Below are 20,393 nucleotides of genomic sequence, written 5' to 3'. Positions count from 1 at the left end.
AGAACGTACCCTGGGTGTCATGCCGCCGACTGTCGACATGGGAATTCCCGGCGCGTCCAGCTCGGTAGCCAGCGATCCAGCCCGCAAGCGAGTGCTTCTGGCCGAGCCGCGTGGTTACTGCGCGGGCGTGGATAGAGCCGTCGAGACCGTCGAACGCGCGCTGGAAAAGCACGGCGCGCCGGTGTACGTGCGTCACGAGATCGTGCACAACCGGCACGTGGTCACCACCTTGGAAAAGGCCGGTGCGGTGTTCGTCGAGGAGACCGACGAGGTCCCCGAGGGTTCCATCGTGGTGTTCTCCGCGCACGGGGTCGCGCCCACCGTGCACGCCGCGGCCGCCGCACGCAACCTGCACACCATCGACGCCACCTGCCCGCTGGTGACCAAGGTGCACAACGAGGCCAGGCGGTTCGCGCGCAACGACTACGACATCCTCCTCATCGGCCACGAGGGCCACGAGGAGGTCATCGGGACCGCGGGCGAGGCGCCCGACCATGTGCAGCTGGTCGACGGAGTCGCCGCCGTGGACAACGTGACGGTCCGGGACGAGAACAAGCTGGTGTGGCTGTCGCAGACCACGCTGTCGGTCGACGAAACCATGGAGATCGTCGACCGGCTGCGCCAGCGCTTCCCGAAGCTGCAGGATCCGCCCAGCGACGACATCTGCTACGCGACGCAGAACCGGCAGGTCGCCGTCAAGGCGATGGCCCCCGAGTGCCAGCTGGTGATCGTCGTCGGTTCGCGGAACTCCTCGAACTCGGTGCGGCTGGTCGAGGTGGCGCTGGGCGGCGGGGCCGCGGCCGCCCACTTGGTCGACTGGGCCGACGATATCCAGCCGGCATGGCTGGAAGGGGTGACCACTGTGGGCGTGACGTCCGGCGCGTCCGTCCCCGAGGTATTGGTGCGCGGTGTGCTGGAGCGGCTCGCCGACTACGGCTACGACGTGGTGCAACCGGTCAGCACGGCACAGGAAACCCTGGTGTTCGCGCTGCCGCGCGAGATCCGGTCACTGCTCTGACACATCGGGCGCCGGCCGGTGCTCAGCCGTCGTATTCCCATTCCGTCGGGGGTCGCTGAGGCCGGCCATACGTCCGTGAGCGGTTCCGCCGCTCGGGCGCGGCCTCGTCTGGTGCACCGGCCCCCCGGTAGCGCGCCTGCGAGATGGGGTGATGCGTCCCGTTGTTGCCGTTCGGCGCGGGGCGGCGTCGCCTCGGCTCGTAGGGGGACTCGTAGCTGTCGTAGCGGCCGAAACGCTCCGAGGACCCGGGCGGGTCAAACGGGTCCCCGTACCGATCCGAGCCTTCGAAACGCGACCTCGGCTGCTCGTACGGCCGCTCGTAGGGGCTGCGGCGGCTGCGGGGCTCCCGACGGCCTTCCCGGGACTGACCGCGCGCATCGGGATCGGCATCCGGCCTCGGGCGGCGGCGTGGCCGGCGGGGCGGTTCCGCGGCGTCGTAGTCCCGGGCGGTCGTCGAACCTCTCCGGGGCGAGCGCCGCTCGCCGGGTTCGCCTGCGTCGTCGAGCGGTTCCCGGGTACGGCGGGAACGGGTTCGGGTGGAGCGGGTGGGGCTCCGATCACTGCGCGCCGTCCGGCGGGCCCGCGACGCGGAACCGGCCCCGCGGGTGCGCCGCGCCTTGGCCGAGATTGCCTCGTCGCCGTCGTCCTCATCGGATTCCGGGCGCACGATCGCGCGCAGTTTGGCGACAATGCCGCTAACGACGGACTTGGCGTCGGTGGGCTCCGCGTCGTCGGAGCTCTTCGGCGTCGCGGTCGTCCCGTGCGACATCCCGAAGTACCATCTGGCCAGCCCGATCAGCAGCACCACGCCGGCGGTTCCCAGCATCAGCGGGAAGCGCTCGATGAGTGGATAGCCGCAGTTGATCAACAGGTCTTTGAGGTGGCCGACCTTGGCGTCGTGGAACAACCAGTAGGCGCCGGGTACCGCGCAGAAAAGTATCAGCGGAGGCTGGATCATCGCGGTGAAAAGCCCGTCCTGGCGCACTGCCAGCACCGCGGCCACGCAACCGGCTATATAGAAGCCGGCGAAGACATGCGTCAGCTCCTTCTGGCCGGCGTCGATTCCGTAACCGATGGCGGTGGCGGTGACGGCGAGAAGCAGAGCGGCGTACCACGGCACACCTGGGATATCTGGGTGGATCGAGCGGTGGGAGGCCTCCACCGTCGATTTTGCCCGCTGTCCTGACACATGTAGACCGTACCGGCAATGGGCCGAAAGCCCCGTAAATACCTCGTAGGGATCCCGGGCGTGCCATGCCGATCGCGCACGAATGGTCCACAGCGGCCGGTGCCCCCGGCGACCCCTAGACTTGGGTCCCTGTGAGCCTGAGCCTGGGAATCGTCGGTCTGCCCAACGTCGGTAAGTCGACGCTGTTCAACGCGCTGACCCGCAACAACGTACTGGCGGCCAACTATCCGTTCGCGACGATCGAACCGAACGAGGGCGTCGTTCCGCTGCCCGATCCGCGCCTGGACAGGCTGGCCGAGTTGTTCGCGTCCCAGCGCGTCGTGCCGGCGCCGGTGACATTCGTCGACATCGCCGGCCTGGTCAAGGGCGCGTCCGAGGGGGCGGGGCTGGGCAACAAGTTCCTGGCCCACGTCCGCGAATGTGACGCCATCTGCCAGGTGGTCCGGGTGTTCTCCGATGACGATGTGACCCATGTGGCCGGTGAGGTGGATCCCCGATCGGACATCGAGGTGGTTGAGACGGAGTTGATCCTGGCCGACCTGCAGACCCTGGAACGCGCTCTGCCGAGGCTGGAGAAGGAGGCCCGCACCAATAAGGAGCGCAGGCCGGTGTACGACGCGGCGGCCGCGGCCCAGGAGACGCTCGACGGCGGAAGGACCCTGTTCGGCGCCGGGGTGGATGCGTCCTTGCTGCGAGAGCTGAACCTGTTGACCACCAAGCCGTTTCTGTATGTCTTCAATGCCGACGAGGCCGTGCTGACCGATGCGGCGCGGACCGCCGAGCTGCGTGAGCTGGTGGCGCCCGCCGACGCGGTGTTCCTGGACGCGGCCATCGAAGCGGAGCTGAACGAGCTCGACGACGAGTCGGCCGCCGAACTGCTGGAGTCGATCGGGCAGAGCGAACGCGGCCTCGATGCACTGGCCCGCGCTGGTTTCCACACCCTCAAGCTGCAGACATTTCTCACGGCCGGCCCAAAAGAGGCGCGCGCGTGGGTGATTCACCAAGGCGACACCGCGCCGAAGGCCGCCGGGGTGATCCACACCGATTTCGAAAAGGGCTTCATCAAGGCCGAGATCGTGTCATTCGACGACCTGATCGCCGCCGGTTCCATGGCCGCGGCCAAGGCGGCGGGCAAGGTCAGGATGGAAGGCAAGGACTACGTCATGGCCGACGGCGATGTGGTGGAGTTCCGCTTCAACGTCTAGTCGAGTTCCGTGGGCCGAATGTTAACGCGCTGTATGTAGGGAAATCAGCGGGTTGGCGGGACCTTGGTTAGTTCCCAGACTCGAACAGCCGACCCATTTGGTGAACTACGTGCCTAGTCCAACCGCTCTCGTCAACAAACGCGCGTAGCCGCTCTTCACATCCATCGGCTAGGGACTCTCGGTGGGATGTCCAGGCTACGAAGTCGCGGACGATCATGGCATGGGTATCCGATTCCATAGGGGTGTAGTCAAGGCTGCTACCACCCGGCGAAGTCCAACCGAGCTGGGCTACTGACGTCACGGTTGACAACAACGCCGCACCTATCAATGCCAGGTCTCCGTATGTCACATCGGTCAGCTCTGATACTCGGTCGCGAAGAGTAGGGAGTGACTCGTTTGGCTGATTCATACCCGAAGTGTGCGCTGGCGATAGCTTGGGCGCCGTCAGCAGTGTCGATCACATGGGGAGACCTGACCGAGCACGTCATGGCGCAGACGTCGATGACGTGACTCGGTGGAGTTCTGCTTCAACGTCTAGAAACATGGGCGTTATGGGACGAACTGACACCGCCTCGTTGGTGATTGCCGCTCCGCTGAGTCGGGTGTACGCCGCGCTGGTGGCGCCGCAGGCGCTCGTCGAATGGCTTCCGCCGCAAGGTATGTCCGGAGAGTTCGAACATTTCGACGCCCGCCCCGGCGGGTCCTACCGGATGAGGTTGACCTACGCCGAGCCGCCGGAGTCGGGTGGCAAGTCAAGCGGCGACTCCGATGTCGTAGATGCTCGGTTCGTCGAGATCACGCCCGACGAGCGGGTCGTGCAGGCCGTCGACTTCGAATCCGATGACCCCTCGTTCGCGGGAACGATGACCATGACCTGGGCGGTGACCGCGCTGAGTGCCGGCAGCACCCGAGTCGACATCCGGGCCGATGACGTTCCGCCGGGCATTTCCGCGGACGACCATATCGAGGGTCTTCGATCGTCGTTGGCCAATCTCGCGGCCTACCTCGCGGGGAGTCGGGCCGATCGAGATTGACGGCGACGTCGAAACAGGAGAAGAGGCTTCATTGTGAGCGCCGCAGGTACTACATTGCGTAGTAAGCGGTCTTGAGGGGGCACGATGCGATGGCGTGGCGTCTGTCACATTGAATTTGCGGTGTTGGACTACGACGACTCGATCACGTTCTACGACTCGCTGTTCGGCTGGCTCGGCTACAGCAGCTTCTCGTCGCTGAACATGGAGTACCAGTCGACGTATTACATGACGCGGCACGTCAACCCGCACAGCTACATCGGTATTCAGCCCGCGCGTACCGGAGCGAAGCTGGCACACCGCGACCAGGCGGTCGGAATCAACCACATCGCTCTGTGGGCGCGGAGCAGGGGAGAGGTCGACCGCTTCCATCGTGAATTCTTGATCGGGCGGGATATTCCCGTCACTGACGAGCCGAAGGAGTACCCCCAGTACTGGCCCGGCTACTACGCGGTGTTCTTCGACGACCCGATCAACGGGATCCACTGGGAGTTGGCGTGGGTACCGAAAGTTCCTACTCCACGCCAACTTTGGTCGTTCTATCGCACGATTCACGCTTTCGCCAGGAGTCGGCCAGACCTGGCGAACACCGTGCCAGGCGTCGTCTCGCAGGCGAGGAGAATCCTGCCGGCCCGATAACTCCGCCTGGCTTGGTGGAATCCGGCTGCCAGCAACGTCTGGCCAACCAAGAAGTAGGCAGCGGCCAGAGGTCGTCAAGGCATCCGGACAGTTTGATCGGCACCGAAAGGACCGTGCTGTTGCCACCCCCGTCTGAAGGACACTGCCCTGGAATCGCTTGACCGTAATTGACAACCTAGATTGCGCAATCTAGGTTGTCAATTGTGGGACGTTCCGTTGATGTCGACAAGTTGGCCGCCGTTTTTTACCAAGCGAATTCGCTTTTTTCGCGGCGCGCCAAGCAGTTGCAGCTGCCGGGTGAGCTGACGATGCCCGAGCGGGTGGTGCTGGCGAAACTGGATCGCGGCGGTCCGTCGTCGGCGGCGCAACTGGCCCGCATGCAACAGATCAGCCCGCAGGCGATGAGGGTGACTCTCGGATCGTTGGAGTCTCAGGGCTTGGTTCAGCGCACCACCGATCCCGAAGATGGTCGGCGGCAGGTGATGTCGTTGACGCCCGAAGGAATCGACGTTGTGCGACATGACCGCGACGCGCGGGCGCGTCGTTTCGCTGAGGTCCTCATCGAGGAGTTCAGCTCCACTGAGTTGGAGATCCTGGCGCAGGCGGCACCGCTCATCGAACGGTTAGGTGGGTGTTTTTGATGCGACAGGCTCAGGCGCCTCGTGATCTCGATGCCGGGCCGGCCTTCGGGTGGCGTTTCAGCACGCCGCTCTATGTGGCCGCCACGCTGAATCCCATCAGCACCTCGGTGATCGCGACCGCAATCGTGCCGATCGCGGACGCCGTGGGTGTGTCGGTGGGCGGCAGCGCGATATTGATTTCGGCGCTGTATCTCGCCACGTCGATCGGTCAGCCAACTGCGGGCAAGCTTGCCGAGGTATTCGGGGCACGCCGCATTCTGGTGGCCGGAATGGTGTTGGTCATTCTCGGTGGCGTCGTAGGCGGTGCCGGAACGAACTTGGCCATGCTGGTGGTCGCAAGGGTGCTCATTGGTGCGGGAACCTCGAGCGCGTATCCCTCGGCGATGCTTCTCATTCGGCGACGCGCCACGCAGGCTGGCTTGGACGCGCCGCCCGGCCGCGTTCTGGGTGGATTGGTGATTGCGGGGACGGTGACCGCGGCGGCCGGACTTCCGCTCGGCGGCGTGCTGGTCGATACCTGGGGGTGGCGCGCGACTTTCTTGATCAACGTCCCGGTCGGGTTGGTCGCTTTGGCCATGGCACTGCTCTGGATCCCTGCGGACCCGAAAACGGCAGAGCACCGGACGTTTTGGCGGACACTGATCGAACTCGATGTGGTGGGTATGGCTGGGTTTGCCGGCTCTTTGGCGGCAGTGCTGGTCTTTTTGCTGTCGTTACCGCATCCGGTGTGGATCGGCCTGGTTCTCGCCGTTGTGCTCGGAACCATTTGGGTCGGTTGGGAACTGCGGGCGCGCAGTCCTTTCATCGACGTACGCCTGCTGAAGACCAATACCGCGTTGACTCGTACATACCTGCGCTACGCATTGACGACGTTGTGCATGTACACCGTTCTCTATGGTGTCACCCAGTGGCTGCAAGCCAGCCGCGCGCTCTCAGCGAGGACCGCCGGTCTACTTATGCTCCCGCTGACCGCGGTGGGTGCACTGCTGGCTCAGCCGATCTCTGCCCGCAACTTGCTGCGGGCACCATTGATCGCCGCGGGTGTGTCATGCCTGGCCGGATCGATCGGTGTGCTGCTGGTCAACACCCACAGCCCAGATTTGTGGATCCTGTTGATCACCCTTGTCTTCGGGGTCACCTTGGCCACGACGGCAAGTGCGAACCAGACCGCGGTCTACACCCAAGCTGGGCAACAGCAGATCGCCACTGCGTCAGGCTTGCTGCGATCCTTCGGCTACATCGGGTCGATCGCATCCTCGGCGATCATTTCGGTGGTGTTCCACGGCGCCGTCAATGATCATGGGCTACACCTGATCGCCTGGATCATGATCGGTGTCAGCATCATTGGCGTCATCGCGTTGGCCACCGATCCGATCACTCGTTCAGGCAGCCTACCCGGAATCCTTCGGCGGCAGAAACAATTTCGATGACTGCAGTGCGGAGTCTTCAAGGCTTTCAATGCCGCCAGTACCTCTGACACGAAAGGTGACCACTATGCGAGTCCTTAGCATCGCGCTTGCCGTTCTCGGTCTGATCCAGATCGCCAACGGGGCTGTATCTCTGGTCGCTCCCTCTGTCGTGGCCGAGATGTACGGGGCGCCGGCGGGCTCGCCCGGGGTGCACTTCCTTCTGGCTACGGCCGGTGCCCGCTTCATCGGTTATGGGATCGGAATGGTTGCCGCGGCATGGGCGCCTCGGCGTCACCAACTGTGGATCATCACGATGTTGGGTATTCAGGTGGTCGACTTCGTCGCGATCATGGTGTTCATAGCTGACGGCACCTTCCCGGTAAGTCGATTCGGGCCGACCGTTGCCTTACCTCTGGTGTGGGTGGTGGTCCTCGGGTGGGTGAGCATGCGTAATCGCAGGCCGTCGTCAGCGTCCGAACAGGAAAGTACTCAGTACCAACCGAATTGAGAGCAATGACAAACCACCCAAAGCTCGATCCGAGCGCTACCGCGCTACTGGTGATGGACTACCAGGTCGGGCTGCTGCGGCGAATACGCGACGTATCAACGTTGCTCGATCGGGTCAACGCCGCCGTCGCCGAAGTCGACGCTCGCGGCGGCCACATCGGCTGGGTCCGAATGGGCCTCGACGACAACGACTTCGCCGCAATCCCATCCACCAGCGCCATGGCGCACGTGGCAGACGCCAAACTCCGTGCCACCCTGCACGCCCAAGCCGCGGACAGTCAGATTCATGAACGCCTCAGCCCGCAGCCGCACGACATCACCGTCCGCAAGACCCGGGTGGGGGCGTTCACCACCACCGACCTCGACCGTCAACTCCATGACCTTGCGGTCACAACAGTCATCCTCGGCGGAATCAGCACCGCCGGCGTCGTGCTGAGCACCATGCGCGAAGCACTCGATCGCGACTATCGGATCATCGTCCTCAACGACGCGAGCGCCGATCCCGATCGCGGGACCCATGACTTCCTGATCAGCAAGATATTTCCGAGGCACGCGTCGGTCATCAATGTCGACAGTTTGTCGAGGCTATGGACACAACAGCGCGTGATCTGAACGGGTGAAGCAGCGCGGGCGGAGTGGGGTGCGAGCTCGGCATGGTGCGTTTCTTGCCCGGATTACGTTCGGTCTAGGACAAATAGGGCGAAAGGGGTGCCGTCAGGATCGCCACGGCTGCCGAATCGGGGCGGCACGATAGCTCAGTGCATCCATCGCTTGGGCCAGGCGCGGGTAGATGACCGCGGGGCCGAGCCAGCGGGCAATGAACCTGCGCAACGCGACGCCGTCTCGGTGCGGCTGCCCCGGGTCGACAAGGATCGAATGCAAAGTGCGTAGGCCCATTTCGGCCAGCTCGTCGAGCGCGGCTTCGTCGAAGCCGTACATTTCCCAGTCAACGTCGAGGCGATGCAGCATCGAGCGGGAGAACGCACGAGCCGTGTCGGAGGTCAGGGAAACCGTCTGACCTTCTGGTGCTCCATTTCCCAACAGACGATCGATTTGGCGTTCTCCGGCAAGGCTTTCGACGGCGAATGCGACACCTTCGACGAGCGCCGCGGCGGGTTCTGTGAGTCCGCTGATGTGCTCGGCGAGCTGGTCGAGGAAGCCGTGGGCCGAGCGCATTGCGCTGGCGACCATGAGAGCCTCGGTTCCCGGGAAATAGCGATAGACCGTCTGCCTGGTGACGCCCAAGGTGCGCGCCACGTCGGTGAGCCGCATCGAGGATCCCTGTTCGGCGATGATGTCGTCGGCCGCGTCGAGGATCCTGTCGATGGCCTCTTCATCAGTCGCTGGGGCGTTGCCCGCCCATCCGTGGCTACGCATGGTTGAACTCTAGGGGCAGGCTGGTGGCCGCGTGAGCACTGGATGCGTTGGGGCGAAACGTGTTAACCGTCATCGACCGTCCGAGCCCGTTACGGCTCCGACGGAGTACCAACGCGCGGCGCTCTTCGGTTCCTCCGCGTAGCGTTGTATCCATTTGCTGGCGAATTCGGGAATGATCTCGTGTTCAGGGTTATGCCGCGGACCCTGCGAGCGGATCAGACCGGCGATCATGGCGAGGACTTCCCCCCTGGGCACTCCGGCGTAGGTCGACTGACCCGGTTGAGTGAGCTCATGCGCGGCTCGCAGCGCGGCCCGAACTGCCCTCGCAGAGAGCCCATTTGGTAATAGCTGACCGAGTTCGCCGCCGTCCTCCTTCGGTACATGCTGCTGAAAGCCGCGGGAGATGATCCCCAGAATTTCATTCATATGCGCGAGCACGCCGACTATCGTCTTTGCGCGATACAGATAGCTGTCGTGCACGGCGTTGTAGACGATGAGCGCGGAACTGCGATGCTCGATTTCCTCGACAAAGTGCCAGAGGAACAGCGACGCTACCCGCTCATCCCCGGCCCGAAACAGCTTGTCCTCGTGGTCGAGGAAGACCTTGAAGTACGGCGTGAACGTGGCTTCGACAACTGCGGGATAAGCGAGGCGCCAGGCGAGCGGCTTGGTGGCGGTGAGACGGTCGTAGGAGGCTACGACCTCGTCCATCGTTTCCTGCAAACCGGGCCAACGTCGGATTAGCGCACGGATATGGCTTTGGTGAGCGGCAGAGTGCTGTGCCTCCTGACGCAAGTAGGACTCTGCCTCCTCGGCCGCCGCCGGGTCCCGCATCAGCGGGATGGCCTCCCGCGTCGCGTCGACGATGAGCTTCTCGAACCCGGGCGCAAAGAACGAAATGGCATTGCACTGCATTGCGAACGCGGGCCGCTCCGGCTGCCAGTTGAACGGGACATCGGCGCTCGCGAAGTCAAAGCGAACGCGTCTCACCTGTAGGTCCGTCATGCCGTCGACGTTAGCGACCAAGTTCGCTGGAGACAAGACGACTGACCGATATTTGTATGGCCGAGATCTGGATCGCCGCTGGTTATTCTTGACGGCAGGCCCGAGGAGACATACGTTAAGGCAGAAATGTCTAGTCAAATGGCAGGTGTGCGCAGATGAACCTGATTGTGTTCAACAACCCCGCAGGTCTTCCCTGGCAGACGAATCTGTGCGACGTCATGCTGCTGACCATGTTCGTGGCCGCAGTGGCATACAGCGTCGTCCAGCTCCGCCGCGGACGGCGCATCTACTGCGCATTGCTGGCAGCAGCGACAATCTACGGACTCGTGCTGGAATTGGCCGGGATGGCCACACTCAACATGTACAAGCAGGGCGACTTCATGGTGATGATCAACTGGCCTGCGTTCCCCTTGTGGCACGGCACCACGATGATGCCCGCGTACGTTGTGATCTTCTATCCGGTTTTCCTGTTCACCGGTTTCAAGGTCGTCGAGGCGATCGGGATCGAAAAGCGTTGGCAGGGAGCCGTTACCGGTGGATTATTCATGATCGCGCTCGACGCCCCCTACATCATTGAGGGCAATCTGCGCCACGTCGTGTGGTGGACCTGGAATCCGAACTTTGAGTACTTCCAGTTCTGGGTCGGCTGGCCGCTGCTCGATCTCTGTTGGCAGGGCATCTGGGACGCCGTCTTCATCTTCATCATGCTTTGGGCCGCGCCCCGAATCGACGGTTTGGCCAGTAGTGGTATCGCACGATGGTCGAATGCGAAGGCAATGGGCGCGTTTCCACCGCTCGCAGCCCTGGTGGTCCTGCTAACCGGGCCCATCCTGATGTCGCCGGTCACCGTCGTCACCGCGCTCGGCGGACCTCAGTGGCCGGTCGTCGTGATGCTCGTGGTCGGCTACTGCGCGGTCACCGTGACCGCACTGCGCTCCGTCAAATCTCATCCATCGTTCGAACCGTTCACCCTCGGTCTGGTCGTCTTATACGTGGCAAGCCTAGGGGCGATGGTGATCGCCAACGTGGTCTACGAACGCGGTCTTACCCAGTACATCCTGGTTCAGGCCGTGGGCCTGATCGTGGTGAGCGGTCTTGCATTGTTCCCATGGATTGCCCCCCGGCGAGGTTCCCGTGAACCGGCAGAGCAGCCGGCGCAAGTCGCGGCCTGATGTCAAAACCTCGCCGCGCCGTCTAGCGGACAGGTCTCACGTCGACCATGCTTGACAGATGGCGACTGTCAAGCAGGCGGAGGCGTCGGTCCGGCGGTCTACGAGGATCGTGGTGGGTTGCGGGTTGGTGTTGTCCGCTCTAGGGCTGACGGGTGGAGTGGCCCAGGCCGTCCCAGCCCCGACCTCGCATTGGTGCCCGGGCAATCCGTGGGACGCGAGCTGGGGCAGGGTCTACGACTGGGACTGGAATCACTGCCACGACTGGCAAGGTCCGGCGGGCCAGAGTTACCCGGCGGGCGCGGGACCCTGGGGGCCACCGCCCGTCTGGGCGCCTCCGCCGCCACCCCAGCCGGCGTGGGCGCCGGGGGCTCAGCTGATGTGGAATCCGACTGGCCCGGGCAATTGGGGGTTCTGGAACAACGGAATCTGGACTCCGGCCTAAGCGAACGTGCTGCAGTGCCCGCAACCGCCATCTTGTCGGCGGCGTTCCTTAGCATGCCCTGGTCGCACTAGTTGCACCGTCACGGCCGCCAGGAGGGCTCCATGAAGTTCGTTTCCACCCGTATCATCACCGCCGACGTCAAGCGGCTCGTCGATTTCTACGAGACGGTCACCGAGACCCCCGCCGTATGGGGCAACGAGCTTTTCGCCGAAATTCCGACGCCGGTTGGCACGCTGGCCATCGGCAGCGACAAGACCGTGCCGCTGTTCGCGGCTGGATCGGCCGAGCCGGCCGCCAACCGCAGCGCGATCGTGGAGTTCATAGTCCACGATGTTGACGCGCAATACGAGCGGCTGCAGGAGCGCGTCGGGGAGGTCGTGACGAGGCCGACCACGATGCCGTGGGGTAATCGCGCGCTGCTCCTGCGGGATCCCGACGGGAATCTTGTCAACCTCTTCACCCCGGTGACGGACGAGGCCCGCGCCAAGTTCGGAATATGACTGGTGTGCAAAGAATTTGGACGGACCGCATCTCGGTGGAGCTGTAAGGGGCGCGGTGTAACCGCTATACGGCTACACGTTTGAGTAACCTAGTCAGGTGTCAGCCGGCTTGCCACGCGTGCATTCTGTTCAGCTCCTCTGCGGTGCCCTTGCCGGGCCGCTCTTCGTTACGGCTTTCACCGTGATCGGAGCCGCGCGTCGGGGTTACGATTGGCGGCGCTACCCGGTCAGTTCGCTTGCGGTGGGTCGTCAAGGTTGGTACCAGCGCATCAATTTCATCCTTGCCGGAGCCCTATATTCATGCGCGGCCGCCGGTCTCGCACATTGCGATCGGCGGCGCATTGGACCCCGCGCCGTTCCGGCGCTCGTCGCAGGAGCGGGCATTGGGCTGATCGGCTCGGGAGTCTTCGTCACCGATTACGTTGGTGACCTTCTCGGCGAGCGCCCCGACGTGACGAGCCGGGTGGCCGCCCCGGCCCGGCCCACTCGTGCGGGCCGGATCCACGACCTCTGCGGAATCCCGGTCTTTGTGGGCATACCCGCCGCTGGCCTGGCCAGCGCGGCCACCGCGGTTCGGAGCGGCGATTACCGATGGGCCTGTTATTCGGCGGGATCGAGCACGGTGATGGCGGGCAGCCTGCTTCTCTTGGGCGCCGCGATCAGGGGTCGATCCCGCCTCGGCGGCAAAAGCGGTATCACCCAAAGAATCTCGATCGCAATCGGGCTCGGTTGGCTGAGCTCGCTGTCGCTTCGTGGCCTCTGGCAATGACAAACCCTCGCCGGACCGCTACCGATGCGACGGGGGCCGATGAACTGGCGCGTTGCTTTCTGCGAAATCTCGCTACTTGGTACGAATTCATTGATGACCCGCGCGGACGCGCCAGCGCCCAAGGGCACGCAGGCACTCATACGTGGTGGGCCGCCGCGGCGTGAAGACCTCGTCGTGGTCTCCCAGGACTGCCCTGGCACACCCGAGGAGCTCGAACGCCGGGCCGAGACGCTCGACGACCGGGAGATTGCGGGTACCGAACGCGGGTCCCAAGACCCCCTGATCGTGCGCGCGGCCGTTTGCTGGTGGCCGCACCTACCGCCGCAGCAGGTTTGCTGAACGTGCGGTGAGCGCCATTTTCCCGCCTGCGAATGACGTGCGCCACAAATTTTGGCGAACAATATCCGCTATTGCTAGCGTCCCCGGCCATGGTAGTTCTTGCAACATTGATGTCATTGATCAATCAGGTATCCGGGACGCCTTATATTGCGGGTGGGGATTCTCCCTCCGGGACGGATTGCTCTGGACTCGTTTCCTGGGTTGCCAACGCGGCATCCGACAGGCCGGTCTTCGGAAACCGGTTCAACACCGGAAATGAAGAGGCGGCATTGTTGGCGCGCGGGTTTCAATACGGAACCGCCCCCAACGCCCTCGTGATCGGGTGGAACGGCGGCCACACGGCCGCGACGCTGCCGGACGGGACCCCGGTATCCAGCGGTGAGCACGGCGGAGTGCACATCGGTGGTGCCGGCGCCTACCAGGCCGGGTTCACGCACCACATGTTCCTGCCCATGCCGCCGGATGGCGAAGGTGCCCTTCCCCCGCCGCCCGACGCACCGCCGCCGCCACCGGACGCGCCACCGCCACCGCCGGAGGCGCCGCCCGTCCTGGTCGACGCTACGGCCCCCGCGCCGCCCGCAGCCCCGGCCCCGCCGGGGCCCGAAATGCCGCCGCCCGGCGACCCGGGAATTGCGAATCCTTAACGAAATCATTTCGCGAAAGCCTCGATCTTTCGCGCCACTATTTGACGCATATAGGACACGCAAGCAGAACAGGAGCTAGTGCAAAGTGAAATAGCTCGGCCTGCGCAAGGTTTGTGAGGCAGGCCACTCGCGGCGAGGGTAAGCGGTCCGCGATTCGTACAGAATCAATGCGAGGGTGGGCCCGGGCGTTTAATTTAAACCCCCGGGGCGCACTTTGCTGGAGGCCGGCCCATCGGCGACGCCGGCGGGCGGATATGCTGGCGCTGCTCGCCGCGATCGGGCGAGGCGCAGCATCCAGGAGCGAGCTAGGCGGGACCGCAAGTGATCTTCGTCGTCGTGAAGTTCGATACCAAGCCCGAGTGGACGGACCGCTGGCCAGAACTCGTCGCATCCTTCACGGCCGCCACCCGTGCCGAGGAAGGCAATCTCTGGTTCGAGTGGTCGCGCAGCCTGGACAACCCGGCTGAGTACGTTTTGGTGGAGGCCTTCCGTGACGGTGAGGCGGGCGGCATCCACGTGAACAGCGACCACTTCAAGCGGGCCATGGAAGAACTCCCGCAGGCGCTGACGTCCACCCCGAAAATAATCAACCAAACCATCGATGCGACGGGATGGTCCCAACTGGGTGAGATGTCGGTCGACTAGCCGGATTCGCTTACCGTGATGGCGATTTCCTCGCCCAGCTGATAGCCCGGCGCCAGCGGAAGCGTGTCGCCGCTCCAGAACTTGCCCGGGTCAAACCAATTGGCGTCCTTGTCTGTGTTCAGCAATCCCATTTCCTCGTAGGTGATCGCCACCGTCTCCGCGCAATATGCCGTGGAAAGGCTCATCTTGCGCTCCTCCCGAAGACGCCGGGACTGCTCGCGAACCTTTTTGTCCACCACCGGGATTCCCCGGACCCAGTCGTTGATGGTCGGGAGCCGGCCGCGGAACCAGCGACCGGTCAGCCGCGCGGTGGTGGGAAACGCGGTGCCGTCCATCCGCGCGATCACCCGCAGCAGTTTGTTCTCCTGCTCGCGGGTGGGATTGGGCGTCAGCTGGCGCAGCCAGCACCGCTGCTGGTACCGCTGGGTCCACTGCAGGACGGCCTGGTGCAGATCGTTGAGTTGCACGCCCCGGTGGTTGGTGCCGGTCCACATGTCGACGAGCTTGTCACCCAACTCGGCGTGCCAGATCAACGGCGGCAGGTCGTCAATAGCCACCGTCATGCCGACGTGGTTCACCGGTGCGTTCGTCAGCGTCTGAATCGCGCGGTCGGGCCTGGAACGGCCGCGAAACAGCCAGAGATCGCCCGTGCGCGTTTCGTTCAGCGCTTGATCGAGGGTGAGCATTATGAGGAGAGTACTTCGCGTCTGTCACCAACACGTCCGGCCCTTGGGCTTCGGAGTTGCAAGAGCACACAAGTCAGTCGCAGCGCGAATACCCTGGGTTCATGCGCAATGTGTGGAAATGGCTTGGGCTGGCCGGCGTCGCGGGTGTCGTCGCCGGGGGTGCGCTGGTGGTCCGCGACCAACGCAAGCGACGCGCCTACACGGCCGACGAGGTACGGTCCCGCCTGCACCAGCGGCTGGCCGAAAATGACGGCGAGGGCTTTCAGTCCGAATCGGGATCGGCCGGGGCCTCGACGGCGAACAAGCGATAGTCGCCCGAAAATCCCTTCAGTTCGACGTCGCGGCCCTCGTCGAAACGGATGTCGTCACAGTCGGAAACGGCATCTCGCACCGGTTGACTCACCAAGATCTCGCCGCCGACGGCCTGCGCTGCCACCCGCGCCGCCATCGCGACGTTGCGGCCGAACAGATCTTCGCCGCGCCGCACCGAGCGGCCCATATGGATGCCGATGCGGACGCGAATTTCCGCGTGCCGCTTGCGCTTTGCATCCCGGCGTAGCGCACGCTGCAGGTCCATGCCGCACCGCACCGCCTGGTCGGCGCGGGCGAAGGCGACCATGAAGCCATCGCCCTGGCTCTTCACCACGTGACCGGACCGCCGTTGCACGAGCTCTGACACCAGCTTGTCGTGTGCGGCAATGAGCTTCACGAAGGCCCGGTCACCGATGCGCTCGTTGAGCGCGGTGGATTCCTCGATGTCGGAGAACAGGATCACCACCCGGCCGTCCGGCGTGACGCGCGCCAAGTCGGGACGCTCCACCTCCGCCCAGTCGGCGAGGTCTTCGATCGAACTGCGGATGGCGCCGCCGAAACCTTCTTTGCGCACCAGGTTTGCGGTCTGCCACACGGTCTTGACGGCCTCGCGCCCACCCGACAGCAACCAATTGCGGGTGTCGGTGCGGTGCCGCAACTCGTCGATCTCCTGGCGGCTGCGGACCAGTAGCCGCGCCAGCACGGCAAGTGCGATGGCTTCGGTCGCGGCTACGCCGGCCAGGACGTAGACCGTGATATGCAGCGCGTCACCCACCCAAGCATCCTGTCAAAGGCCGCGATGGCTTGAGGTTGTCGGGTCTGTGTGCGGTGTCTAGTGTTAGGTCCGACCGCCGCGGGTAGTGAGTCTGGAAGAGCCGATGACTTTCGGAGGTGCGGGCTTGGCTGACGGCGGGGACAACTCTTCGAACAAGCTGGTGATATTCGGCATCACCGGGGACCTGGCGCGCAAGATGACCTACCGCGCCTTGTACCGGCTCGAGGCGCGCGGCATGTTGGACATCCCGATCGTCGGCGTGGCCAGCGACGACATCTCCCTCGAGAAGCTGGTCGAGCGTGCCCGCGACGCCATCAAGGCGTCGGGAGAGAAGTTCGACGACGCGGTGTTCGAGCGGTTCGCTGGCCGGCTGTCCTATCTGCACGGTGACGTCACCGACGACAAGCTCTACGGCCAGCTCGCCAAGAAGATCGGCAAGGACTGCCGGCCCCTGTACTACCTGGAAATGCCGCCGTCCCTGTTCGCGCCGATCGTGGAGAACCTCGCCAAGGCCGACCTGTTGGAGTGTGCACGCGTCGCGGTGGAGAAGCCGTTCGGCCACGACCTGGCCTCCGCCCGCGACTTGAACGCGCGGCTGCGTGCGGTGCTCGACGAGGACCAGATCCTGCGGGTGGATCACTTCCTGGGCAAGCAACCCGTCGAAGAGCTGCAATACCTGCGCTTCGCCAACAACGGCCTGGCCAAGCTCTGGGACCGGGACAGCATTTCCGAAATTCACATCACCATGGCCGAGGATTTCGGCATCGAGGACCGTGGCAAGTTCTACGACGCGGTGGGTGCCCTGCGTGACGTCGTGCAGAACCATCTGCTCCAGGTGCTCGCACTGGTCGCGATGGAGCCCCCCGTCGGTCCCAGCGCCGATGACCTCAACGACAAGAAGGCTGAGGTGTTCCGCGCGATGCCGGCGCTGGATCCCGAGCGTTGCGTGCGTGGCCAATACCGTGGCTACACCGACGTGGACGGGGTGGCGAAGGATTCCCAAACCGAGACCTATATCGCGCTGCGGACCGAGATCGACAACTGGCGCTGGGCGGGCGTGCCGATATTCTTGCGCGCAGGAAAAGCGTTGCCGGAGAAGGTCACCGAGGTGCGAATGTTCCTCCACCACGTTCCGGGATTTTCGTTTTTGCCCAACCGTCGGCCGCCCGCGCCCAATCAGATCGTGCTGCGCATCGATCCCGATCCGGGGATGCGGCTGCAGTTGTCCGCCCAAGTCGGCGACGGATGGCACGACGTACACATGGACTCGTCGTTCGCCGAGGATCTCGGGGAAGCCGTGCGTCCCTACGAACGGCTGCTTTACGCCGCGCTCACCGGCGACCGCCAGCTGTTCGCCCGGGAAGACGCCATCGAGGAGACATGGCGGATCGTGCAGCCCGTGCTGGACAAGCCGGATCGGATCCATCACTACGACCAGGGCTCGTGGGGACCCGAGGCCGCGCAGTCGCTGCTGCACGGTCACCGCAGCTGGCAAGAGCCGTGGCTGCCAAAGCAGACGTCACAGTAAGGAGAACAGGAAGAGATGCAGCTCGGGATGATCGGCCTCGGCAGGATGGGCGCGAACATCGTCCGCCGCGTGGCCAAGGATGGACACGAATGCGTGGTCTATGACCACAACCCCGACGCGGTCAAGGCGATGGCGGGGGAGGAGCGGACCACCGGGGCGTCATCCCTGCGGGAGCTTGCCGCCAAGCTGACCGCACCGCGGGTGGTCTGGGTGATGGTGCCGGCGGGGACCATCACGACGGGGGTCATCGACGAGTTGGCCGAGACGCTGGAGGCCGGCGACATCGTCATCGACGGCGGCAACTCGTATTACCGCGACGACATCAGCCACGCAAAGATGCTGTCGGAGAAGGGCATTCACCTACTCGACTGCGGCACCAGCGGCGGCGTGTGGGGTCGGGAACGCGGCTACTGCCTGATGATCGGCGGCGACGACGAGGCTTTTCTGCACGCCGAACCCATCTTCGCCAGTGTCGCTCCCGGGGTGGACGCGGCGCCGCGCACGCCGGGCCGTGACGGCGAGGTCGCCCGGTCGGAAAAGGGTTACCTGCACTGCGGGCCGTCCGGCGCCGGGCACTTCGTCAAGATGGTGCACAACGGCATCGAGTACGGGATGATGGCCTCGCTCGCCGAAGGGCTGAACATCCTGCGCGGTGCCGACATCGGCAAGCAGGTGCAAGAGGGCGACGCCGAAACGGCACCGCTGTCGAATCCGGAGTTCTACCAGTACGACTTCGACATCCCCGAGGTCGCCGAGGTGTGGCGCCGCGGCAGCGTCATCGGCTCCTGGCTGCTGGATCTGACCGCGATCGCGCTGCACGATTCGCCCGACCTCGCGGAGTTCTCCGGACGGGTCTCCGACTCCGGGGAGGGCCGGTGGACCGCCATCGCGGCGATCGACGAGGGGGTGCCTTCGCCGGTGCTGACGACCGCGCTGCAGTCCCGCTTCGCCTCGCGCTCACTCGATGACTTCGCCAACAAGGCGCTGTCGGCGATGCGCAAGCAGTTCGGCGGGCACGCCGAGAAGCCGGCTAACTAGCGGCGGATCGCGGCCAATCAGTGCCGCTTGACGAACTTCACCACGGCGTCGCTGAACGCGTCGTTGTCGTCGCCGGCCGCGGTGTGCCCGGCGTTGGACAGCTCGACGAACTCCGCGCGAGGCACGCTGGCCAGGAAATGCCGGACGCCTTCGGGGCTCACCACGTCTGACAGCTTCCCGCGGATCAGCAGGACAGGAATCGAGAGGCTCTTCGCGGCCTGCTCGAACTTCTCGGTACGCAGCTCGGGATCGTCGCCGGGCTTGGTCATGAACGCCGGGTCCCAGTGCCAGTACCAGCGGCCGTTGTCACGCAGCCGCAGGTTCTTCTTCAGGCCCTCGGGGCTGCGCGGCTTGTCCCGGTACGGGAGATAGGCGGCGACGGCGTCGGCGGCCTCCTCCAGCGAGTCGAAACCGTCGAGGCCGCTGATCATGAAATCGCGAATACGGGCGCTGCCGCCTTTCTCGAATCGGGGCACCACGTCGACGAGGACCAGTCGGGTCACCACCGCGGGCCCCGCCCGGTGGGCGGCGAGGATTCCGGTCAGCCCGCCCATGCTCGCGCCGATGATCATCACCGGCCGGCCGATCGCCTCGATCACCTTCAAGACATCGGCGGTCAGGGTCTCGACGTCGTAGTCGGCGTTGGGTGCGCGATCGCTGTCACCGTGTCCCCGGCTGTCGAGCGCGACGACATGCAAGCCCTGGTCGGCAAGCATTTGGCCGGTGTTTTTCCAGGAATGCCGGTTTTGGCCGCCACCGTGCAGCATGAGGACGCTTGGCCGTCCCGCGCCGTCGGTCCCGCCGTTCCACTCGTCGGCGACCAGGGTGATGCCGCCGACACCGGAAAACTCGACCGTCTGAGGGAGGCTGCTGACGGTGCTCATGCGACCTGACGTTACATAGGGAGCTTAAGCACCGTCGCGCGGGTCGGCGACGCGATGAGTTTTCACCCTGGCCGCGGTCTATCCAGTGACAACACCAACGAGCCAATAGGAGGCCGTGGCCAATGCCATCGATCACCCCGTCGCTGTGGTTCGACCACAACCTGGAGGAGGCGGCCAGGTTCTACACCTCGATTTTCCCGAACTCGCACATCGAGGGCCTCAACCGAACCACGGAGGCCGGACCGGGCGAGCCGGGCACCGTCCTGTCCGGCAGCTTCGTGCTGGACGGCACCCGGTTCATCGGCATCAACGGTGGCCCGCACTTCCACTTCACCGAAGCGGTGTCCTTCACCATCCACTGCAAGGACCAGGACGAGGTCGACTACTACTGGGAGCGGCTGACCGACGGCGGCGAGGAATCGCAGTGTGGTTGGTGCAAGGACCGCTTCGGCCTGAGCTGGCAGATCGTCCCGGACCGGCTCTACGAGCTGATCAGCGACCCGGACCGGGCACGCGCGGCGGCCGCCACTCAAGCGATGTACGGCATGCGAAAGATCGTCATCGCCGACCTGGACCGGGCTGCCGCGCAGGTGTAACGAAACTCCCTGTGGCAACACCGCTTTGACCGCTTGGGGCAT

General features: G+C 64.6%; 25 protein-coding genes. 19 read left to right on the top strand and 6 right to left on the bottom strand.

Features of this window, described 5'->3' with window-relative positions; genetic code table 11:
* Nucleotides 1-19: 19 nt before the first annotated feature.
* Nucleotides 20-1,018, top strand: coding sequence for a 4-hydroxy-3-methylbut-2-enyl diphosphate reductase (locus A5773_RS24615; RefSeq protein WP_066948109.1), 999 nt, complete (start codon nucleotides 20-22; stop codon nucleotides 1,016-1,018).
* Between the two features lie 22 nt (nucleotides 1,019-1,040).
* Here the strand turns inward: A5773_RS24615 and A5773_RS24610 are convergent, their stop codons facing one another.
* Nucleotides 1,041-2,207, bottom strand: coding sequence for a DUF6542 domain-containing protein (locus tag A5773_RS24610; protein WP_197505740.1), 1,167 nt, complete (start codon nucleotides 2,205-2,207; stop codon nucleotides 1,041-1,043).
* Between the two features lie 131 nt (nucleotides 2,208-2,338).
* On the opposite strand from A5773_RS24610, the gene ychF reads away from it, so the two are divergent.
* The 7 genes from ychF (at nucleotide 2,339) to A5773_RS24575 (ending at nucleotide 8,251) form a co-directional block, all read left to right on the top strand.
* The gene (ychF, locus tag A5773_RS24605; RefSeq protein WP_066948102.1) at nucleotides 2,339-3,412 is read left to right on the top strand and encodes a redox-regulated ATPase YchF; all 1,074 of its coding nucleotides are present in this window, start codon (nucleotides 2,339-2,341) and stop codon (nucleotides 3,410-3,412) included.
* A gap of 551 nt (nucleotides 3,413-3,963) precedes the next feature.
* On the top strand, nucleotides 3,964-4,446 hold the full coding sequence (locus tag A5773_RS24600) for an SRPBCC family protein (RefSeq protein WP_066948099.1): 483 nt from the start codon (nucleotides 3,964-3,966) through the stop codon (nucleotides 4,444-4,446).
* 84 nt (nucleotides 4,447-4,530) lie between these two features.
* Complete coding sequence (locus tag A5773_RS24595) at nucleotides 4,531-5,082, top strand: VOC family protein (RefSeq protein ID WP_066948096.1); 552 nt, start codon at nucleotides 4,531-4,533, stop codon at nucleotides 5,080-5,082.
* A 203-nt stretch (nucleotides 5,083-5,285) separates the two neighbouring features.
* Entirely contained in the window at nucleotides 5,286-5,723 is a 438-nt protein-coding gene (locus A5773_RS24590; protein ID WP_066948092.1) for a MarR family winged helix-turn-helix transcriptional regulator, read from the top strand.
* A gap of 74 nt (nucleotides 5,724-5,797) precedes the next feature.
* Nucleotides 5,798-7,153, top strand: a complete 1,356-nt coding sequence (locus tag A5773_RS24585) for an MFS transporter (protein WP_232001985.1) — start codon at nucleotides 5,798-5,800, stop codon at nucleotides 7,151-7,153.
* A 64-nt stretch (nucleotides 7,154-7,217) separates the two neighbouring features.
* Nucleotides 7,218-7,640 (top strand): hypothetical protein, encoded by a 423-nt coding sequence (locus tag A5773_RS24580; RefSeq protein ID WP_066948086.1) that lies wholly within the window; start codon nucleotides 7,218-7,220, stop codon nucleotides 7,638-7,640.
* A 5-nt stretch (nucleotides 7,641-7,645) separates the two neighbouring features.
* Nucleotides 7,646-8,251: a cysteine hydrolase family protein gene (locus tag A5773_RS24575; RefSeq protein WP_066948083.1), complete on the top strand. Its 606-nt coding sequence runs from the start codon at nucleotides 7,646-7,648 to the stop codon at nucleotides 8,249-8,251.
* Between the two features lie 102 nt (nucleotides 8,252-8,353).
* Here the strand turns inward: A5773_RS24575 and A5773_RS24570 are convergent, their stop codons facing one another.
* Nucleotides 8,354-9,016 (bottom strand): TetR/AcrR family transcriptional regulator, encoded by a 663-nt coding sequence (locus A5773_RS24570; protein ID WP_066948080.1) that lies wholly within the window; start codon nucleotides 9,014-9,016, stop codon nucleotides 8,354-8,356.
* 69 nt (nucleotides 9,017-9,085) lie between these two features.
* Entirely contained in the window at nucleotides 9,086-10,021 is a 936-nt protein-coding gene (locus tag A5773_RS24565; RefSeq protein WP_066948075.1) for a metal-dependent hydrolase, read from the bottom strand.
* A gap of 155 nt (nucleotides 10,022-10,176) precedes the next feature.
* Here A5773_RS24565 and A5773_RS24560 point away from each other — a divergent pair, with 155 nt between their 5' ends.
* The 7 genes from A5773_RS24560 (at nucleotide 10,177) to A5773_RS24535 (ending at nucleotide 14,532) form a co-directional block, all read left to right on the top strand.
* Complete coding sequence (locus A5773_RS24560) at nucleotides 10,177-11,193, top strand: hypothetical protein (protein WP_066948072.1); 1,017 nt, start codon at nucleotides 10,177-10,179, stop codon at nucleotides 11,191-11,193.
* A gap of 58 nt (nucleotides 11,194-11,251) precedes the next feature.
* Nucleotides 11,252-11,635 (top strand): hypothetical protein, encoded by a 384-nt coding sequence (locus A5773_RS25815; RefSeq protein ID WP_197505336.1) that lies wholly within the window; start codon nucleotides 11,252-11,254, stop codon nucleotides 11,633-11,635.
* A 101-nt stretch (nucleotides 11,636-11,736) separates the two neighbouring features.
* On the top strand, nucleotides 11,737-12,135 hold the full coding sequence (locus A5773_RS24555; RefSeq protein ID WP_066948068.1) for a VOC family protein: 399 nt from the start codon (nucleotides 11,737-11,739) through the stop codon (nucleotides 12,133-12,135).
* A 97-nt stretch (nucleotides 12,136-12,232) separates the two neighbouring features.
* Entirely contained in the window at nucleotides 12,233-12,904 is a 672-nt protein-coding gene (locus A5773_RS24550) for a DUF998 domain-containing protein (RefSeq protein ID WP_082948383.1), read from the top strand.
* A 93-nt stretch (nucleotides 12,905-12,997) separates the two neighbouring features.
* Nucleotides 12,998-13,243, top strand: a complete 246-nt coding sequence (locus A5773_RS24545; RefSeq protein ID WP_066948059.1) for a hypothetical protein — start codon at nucleotides 12,998-13,000, stop codon at nucleotides 13,241-13,243.
* 32 nt (nucleotides 13,244-13,275) lie between these two features.
* Nucleotides 13,276-13,887: a peptidoglycan endopeptidase gene (locus A5773_RS24540; RefSeq protein WP_369817400.1), complete on the top strand. Its 612-nt coding sequence runs from the start codon at nucleotides 13,276-13,278 to the stop codon at nucleotides 13,885-13,887.
* Nucleotides 13,888-14,208: 321 nt separating this feature from the next.
* Nucleotides 14,209-14,532, top strand: a complete 324-nt coding sequence (locus tag A5773_RS24535; protein ID WP_066948051.1) for a putative quinol monooxygenase — start codon at nucleotides 14,209-14,211, stop codon at nucleotides 14,530-14,532.
* On the opposite strand, the gene A5773_RS24530 is transcribed toward A5773_RS24535, so the two are convergent.
* On the bottom strand, nucleotides 14,529-15,218 hold the full coding sequence (locus A5773_RS24530; protein WP_066948048.1) for a guanylate cyclase: 690 nt from the start codon (nucleotides 15,216-15,218) through the stop codon (nucleotides 14,529-14,531). The genes A5773_RS24535 and A5773_RS24530 overlap by 4 nt on opposite strands.
* A gap of 101 nt (nucleotides 15,219-15,319) precedes the next feature.
* On the opposite strand from A5773_RS24530, the gene A5773_RS24525 reads away from it, so the two are divergent.
* A complete protein-coding gene (locus tag A5773_RS24525) occupies nucleotides 15,320-15,529 on the top strand; it encodes a hypothetical protein (RefSeq protein ID WP_066948043.1) in 210 nt (69 codons plus the stop codon).
* On the opposite strand, the gene A5773_RS24520 is transcribed toward A5773_RS24525, so the two are convergent.
* Entirely contained in the window at nucleotides 15,481-16,305 is an 825-nt protein-coding gene (locus A5773_RS24520; RefSeq protein WP_067261228.1) for an adenylate/guanylate cyclase domain-containing protein, read from the bottom strand. The two genes, A5773_RS24525 and A5773_RS24520, sit on opposite strands and share 49 nt — an antisense overlap.
* Nucleotides 16,306-16,429: 124 nt before the next feature.
* On the opposite strand from A5773_RS24520, the gene A5773_RS24515 reads away from it, so the two are divergent.
* Nucleotides 16,430-17,833: a glucose-6-phosphate dehydrogenase gene (locus A5773_RS24515; RefSeq protein WP_066948265.1), complete on the top strand. Its 1,404-nt coding sequence runs from the start codon at nucleotides 16,430-16,432 to the stop codon at nucleotides 17,831-17,833.
* Between the two features lie 15 nt (nucleotides 17,834-17,848).
* Nucleotides 17,849-18,871 carry a phosphogluconate dehydrogenase (NAD(+)-dependent, decarboxylating) gene (gene gnd / locus A5773_RS24510; RefSeq protein ID WP_066948037.1) on the top strand — a complete coding sequence of 341 codons (1,023 nt, stop codon included), beginning with the start codon at nucleotides 17,849-17,851 and terminating at the stop codon, nucleotides 18,869-18,871.
* Between the two features lie 17 nt (nucleotides 18,872-18,888).
* Here gnd and A5773_RS24505 read toward each other — a convergent pair whose 3' ends face one another.
* Complete coding sequence (locus A5773_RS24505; RefSeq protein ID WP_066948034.1) at nucleotides 18,889-19,755, bottom strand: alpha/beta fold hydrolase; 867 nt, start codon at nucleotides 19,753-19,755, stop codon at nucleotides 18,889-18,891.
* 122 nt (nucleotides 19,756-19,877) lie between these two features.
* On the opposite strand from A5773_RS24505, the gene A5773_RS24500 reads away from it, so the two are divergent.
* Nucleotides 19,878-20,351, top strand: coding sequence for a VOC family protein (locus tag A5773_RS24500; RefSeq protein ID WP_066948031.1), 474 nt, complete (start codon nucleotides 19,878-19,880; stop codon nucleotides 20,349-20,351).
* The last annotated feature ends 42 nt before the right edge of the window (nucleotides 20,352-20,393 follow it).

Origin of the sequence: Mycobacterium sp. 852014-52450_SCH5900713 (assembly GCF_001667075.1) — a bacterium.
Lineage (GTDB): Bacteria > Actinomycetota > Actinomycetes > Mycobacteriales > Mycobacteriaceae > Mycobacterium.
Note: the sequence above shows the minus strand (reverse complement) of the source record. Positions and strands in the feature narration are given on the sequence as shown.

Bases quoted from the DNA above. Each gene is read 5' to 3' on its own strand.
- A5773_RS24615 (WP_066948109.1), top strand. From the start codon at position 20: ATGCCGCCGACTGTCGACATGGGAATTCCCGGCGCGTCCAGCTCGGTA.
- A5773_RS24600 (WP_066948099.1), top strand. From the start codon at position 3,964: ATGGGACGAACTGACACCGCCTCGTTGGTGATTGCCGCTCCGCTGAGT.
- A5773_RS24595 (WP_066948096.1), top strand. From the start codon at position 4,531: ATGCGATGGCGTGGCGTCTGTCACATTGAATTTGCGGTGTTGGACTAC.
- A5773_RS24580 (WP_066948086.1), top strand. From the start codon at position 7,218: ATGCGAGTCCTTAGCATCGCGCTTGCCGTTCTCGGTCTGATCCAGATC.
- A5773_RS24575 (WP_066948083.1), top strand. From the start codon at position 7,646: ATGACAAACCACCCAAAGCTCGATCCGAGCGCTACCGCGCTACTGGTG.
- A5773_RS24570 (WP_066948080.1), bottom strand. From the start codon at position 9,016: ATGCGTAGCCACGGATGGGCGGGCAACGCCCCAGCGACTGATGAAGAG.
- A5773_RS24565 (WP_066948075.1), bottom strand. From the start codon at position 10,021: ATGACGGACCTACAGGTGAGACGCGTTCGCTTTGACTTCGCGAGCGCC.
- A5773_RS24560 (WP_066948072.1), top strand. From the start codon at position 10,177: ATGAACCTGATTGTGTTCAACAACCCCGCAGGTCTTCCCTGGCAGACG.
- A5773_RS25815 (WP_197505336.1), top strand. From the start codon at position 11,252: ATGGCGACTGTCAAGCAGGCGGAGGCGTCGGTCCGGCGGTCTACGAGG.
- A5773_RS24555 (WP_066948068.1), top strand. From the start codon at position 11,737: ATGAAGTTCGTTTCCACCCGTATCATCACCGCCGACGTCAAGCGGCTC.
- A5773_RS24545 (WP_066948059.1), top strand. From the start codon at position 12,998: ATGACCCGCGCGGACGCGCCAGCGCCCAAGGGCACGCAGGCACTCATA.
- A5773_RS24540 (WP_369817400.1), top strand. From the start codon at position 13,276: ATGACGTGCGCCACAAATTTTGGCGAACAATATCCGCTATTGCTAGCG.
- A5773_RS24530 (WP_066948048.1), bottom strand. From the start codon at position 15,218: ATGCTCACCCTCGATCAAGCGCTGAACGAAACGCGCACGGGCGATCTC.
- A5773_RS24525 (WP_066948043.1), top strand. From the start codon at position 15,320: ATGCGCAATGTGTGGAAATGGCTTGGGCTGGCCGGCGTCGCGGGTGTC.
- gnd (WP_066948037.1), top strand. From the start codon at position 17,849: ATGCAGCTCGGGATGATCGGCCTCGGCAGGATGGGCGCGAACATCGTC.
- A5773_RS24505 (WP_066948034.1), bottom strand. From the start codon at position 19,755: ATGAGCACCGTCAGCAGCCTCCCTCAGACGGTCGAGTTTTCCGGTGTC.
- A5773_RS24500 (WP_066948031.1), top strand. From the start codon at position 19,878: ATGCCATCGATCACCCCGTCGCTGTGGTTCGACCACAACCTGGAGGAG.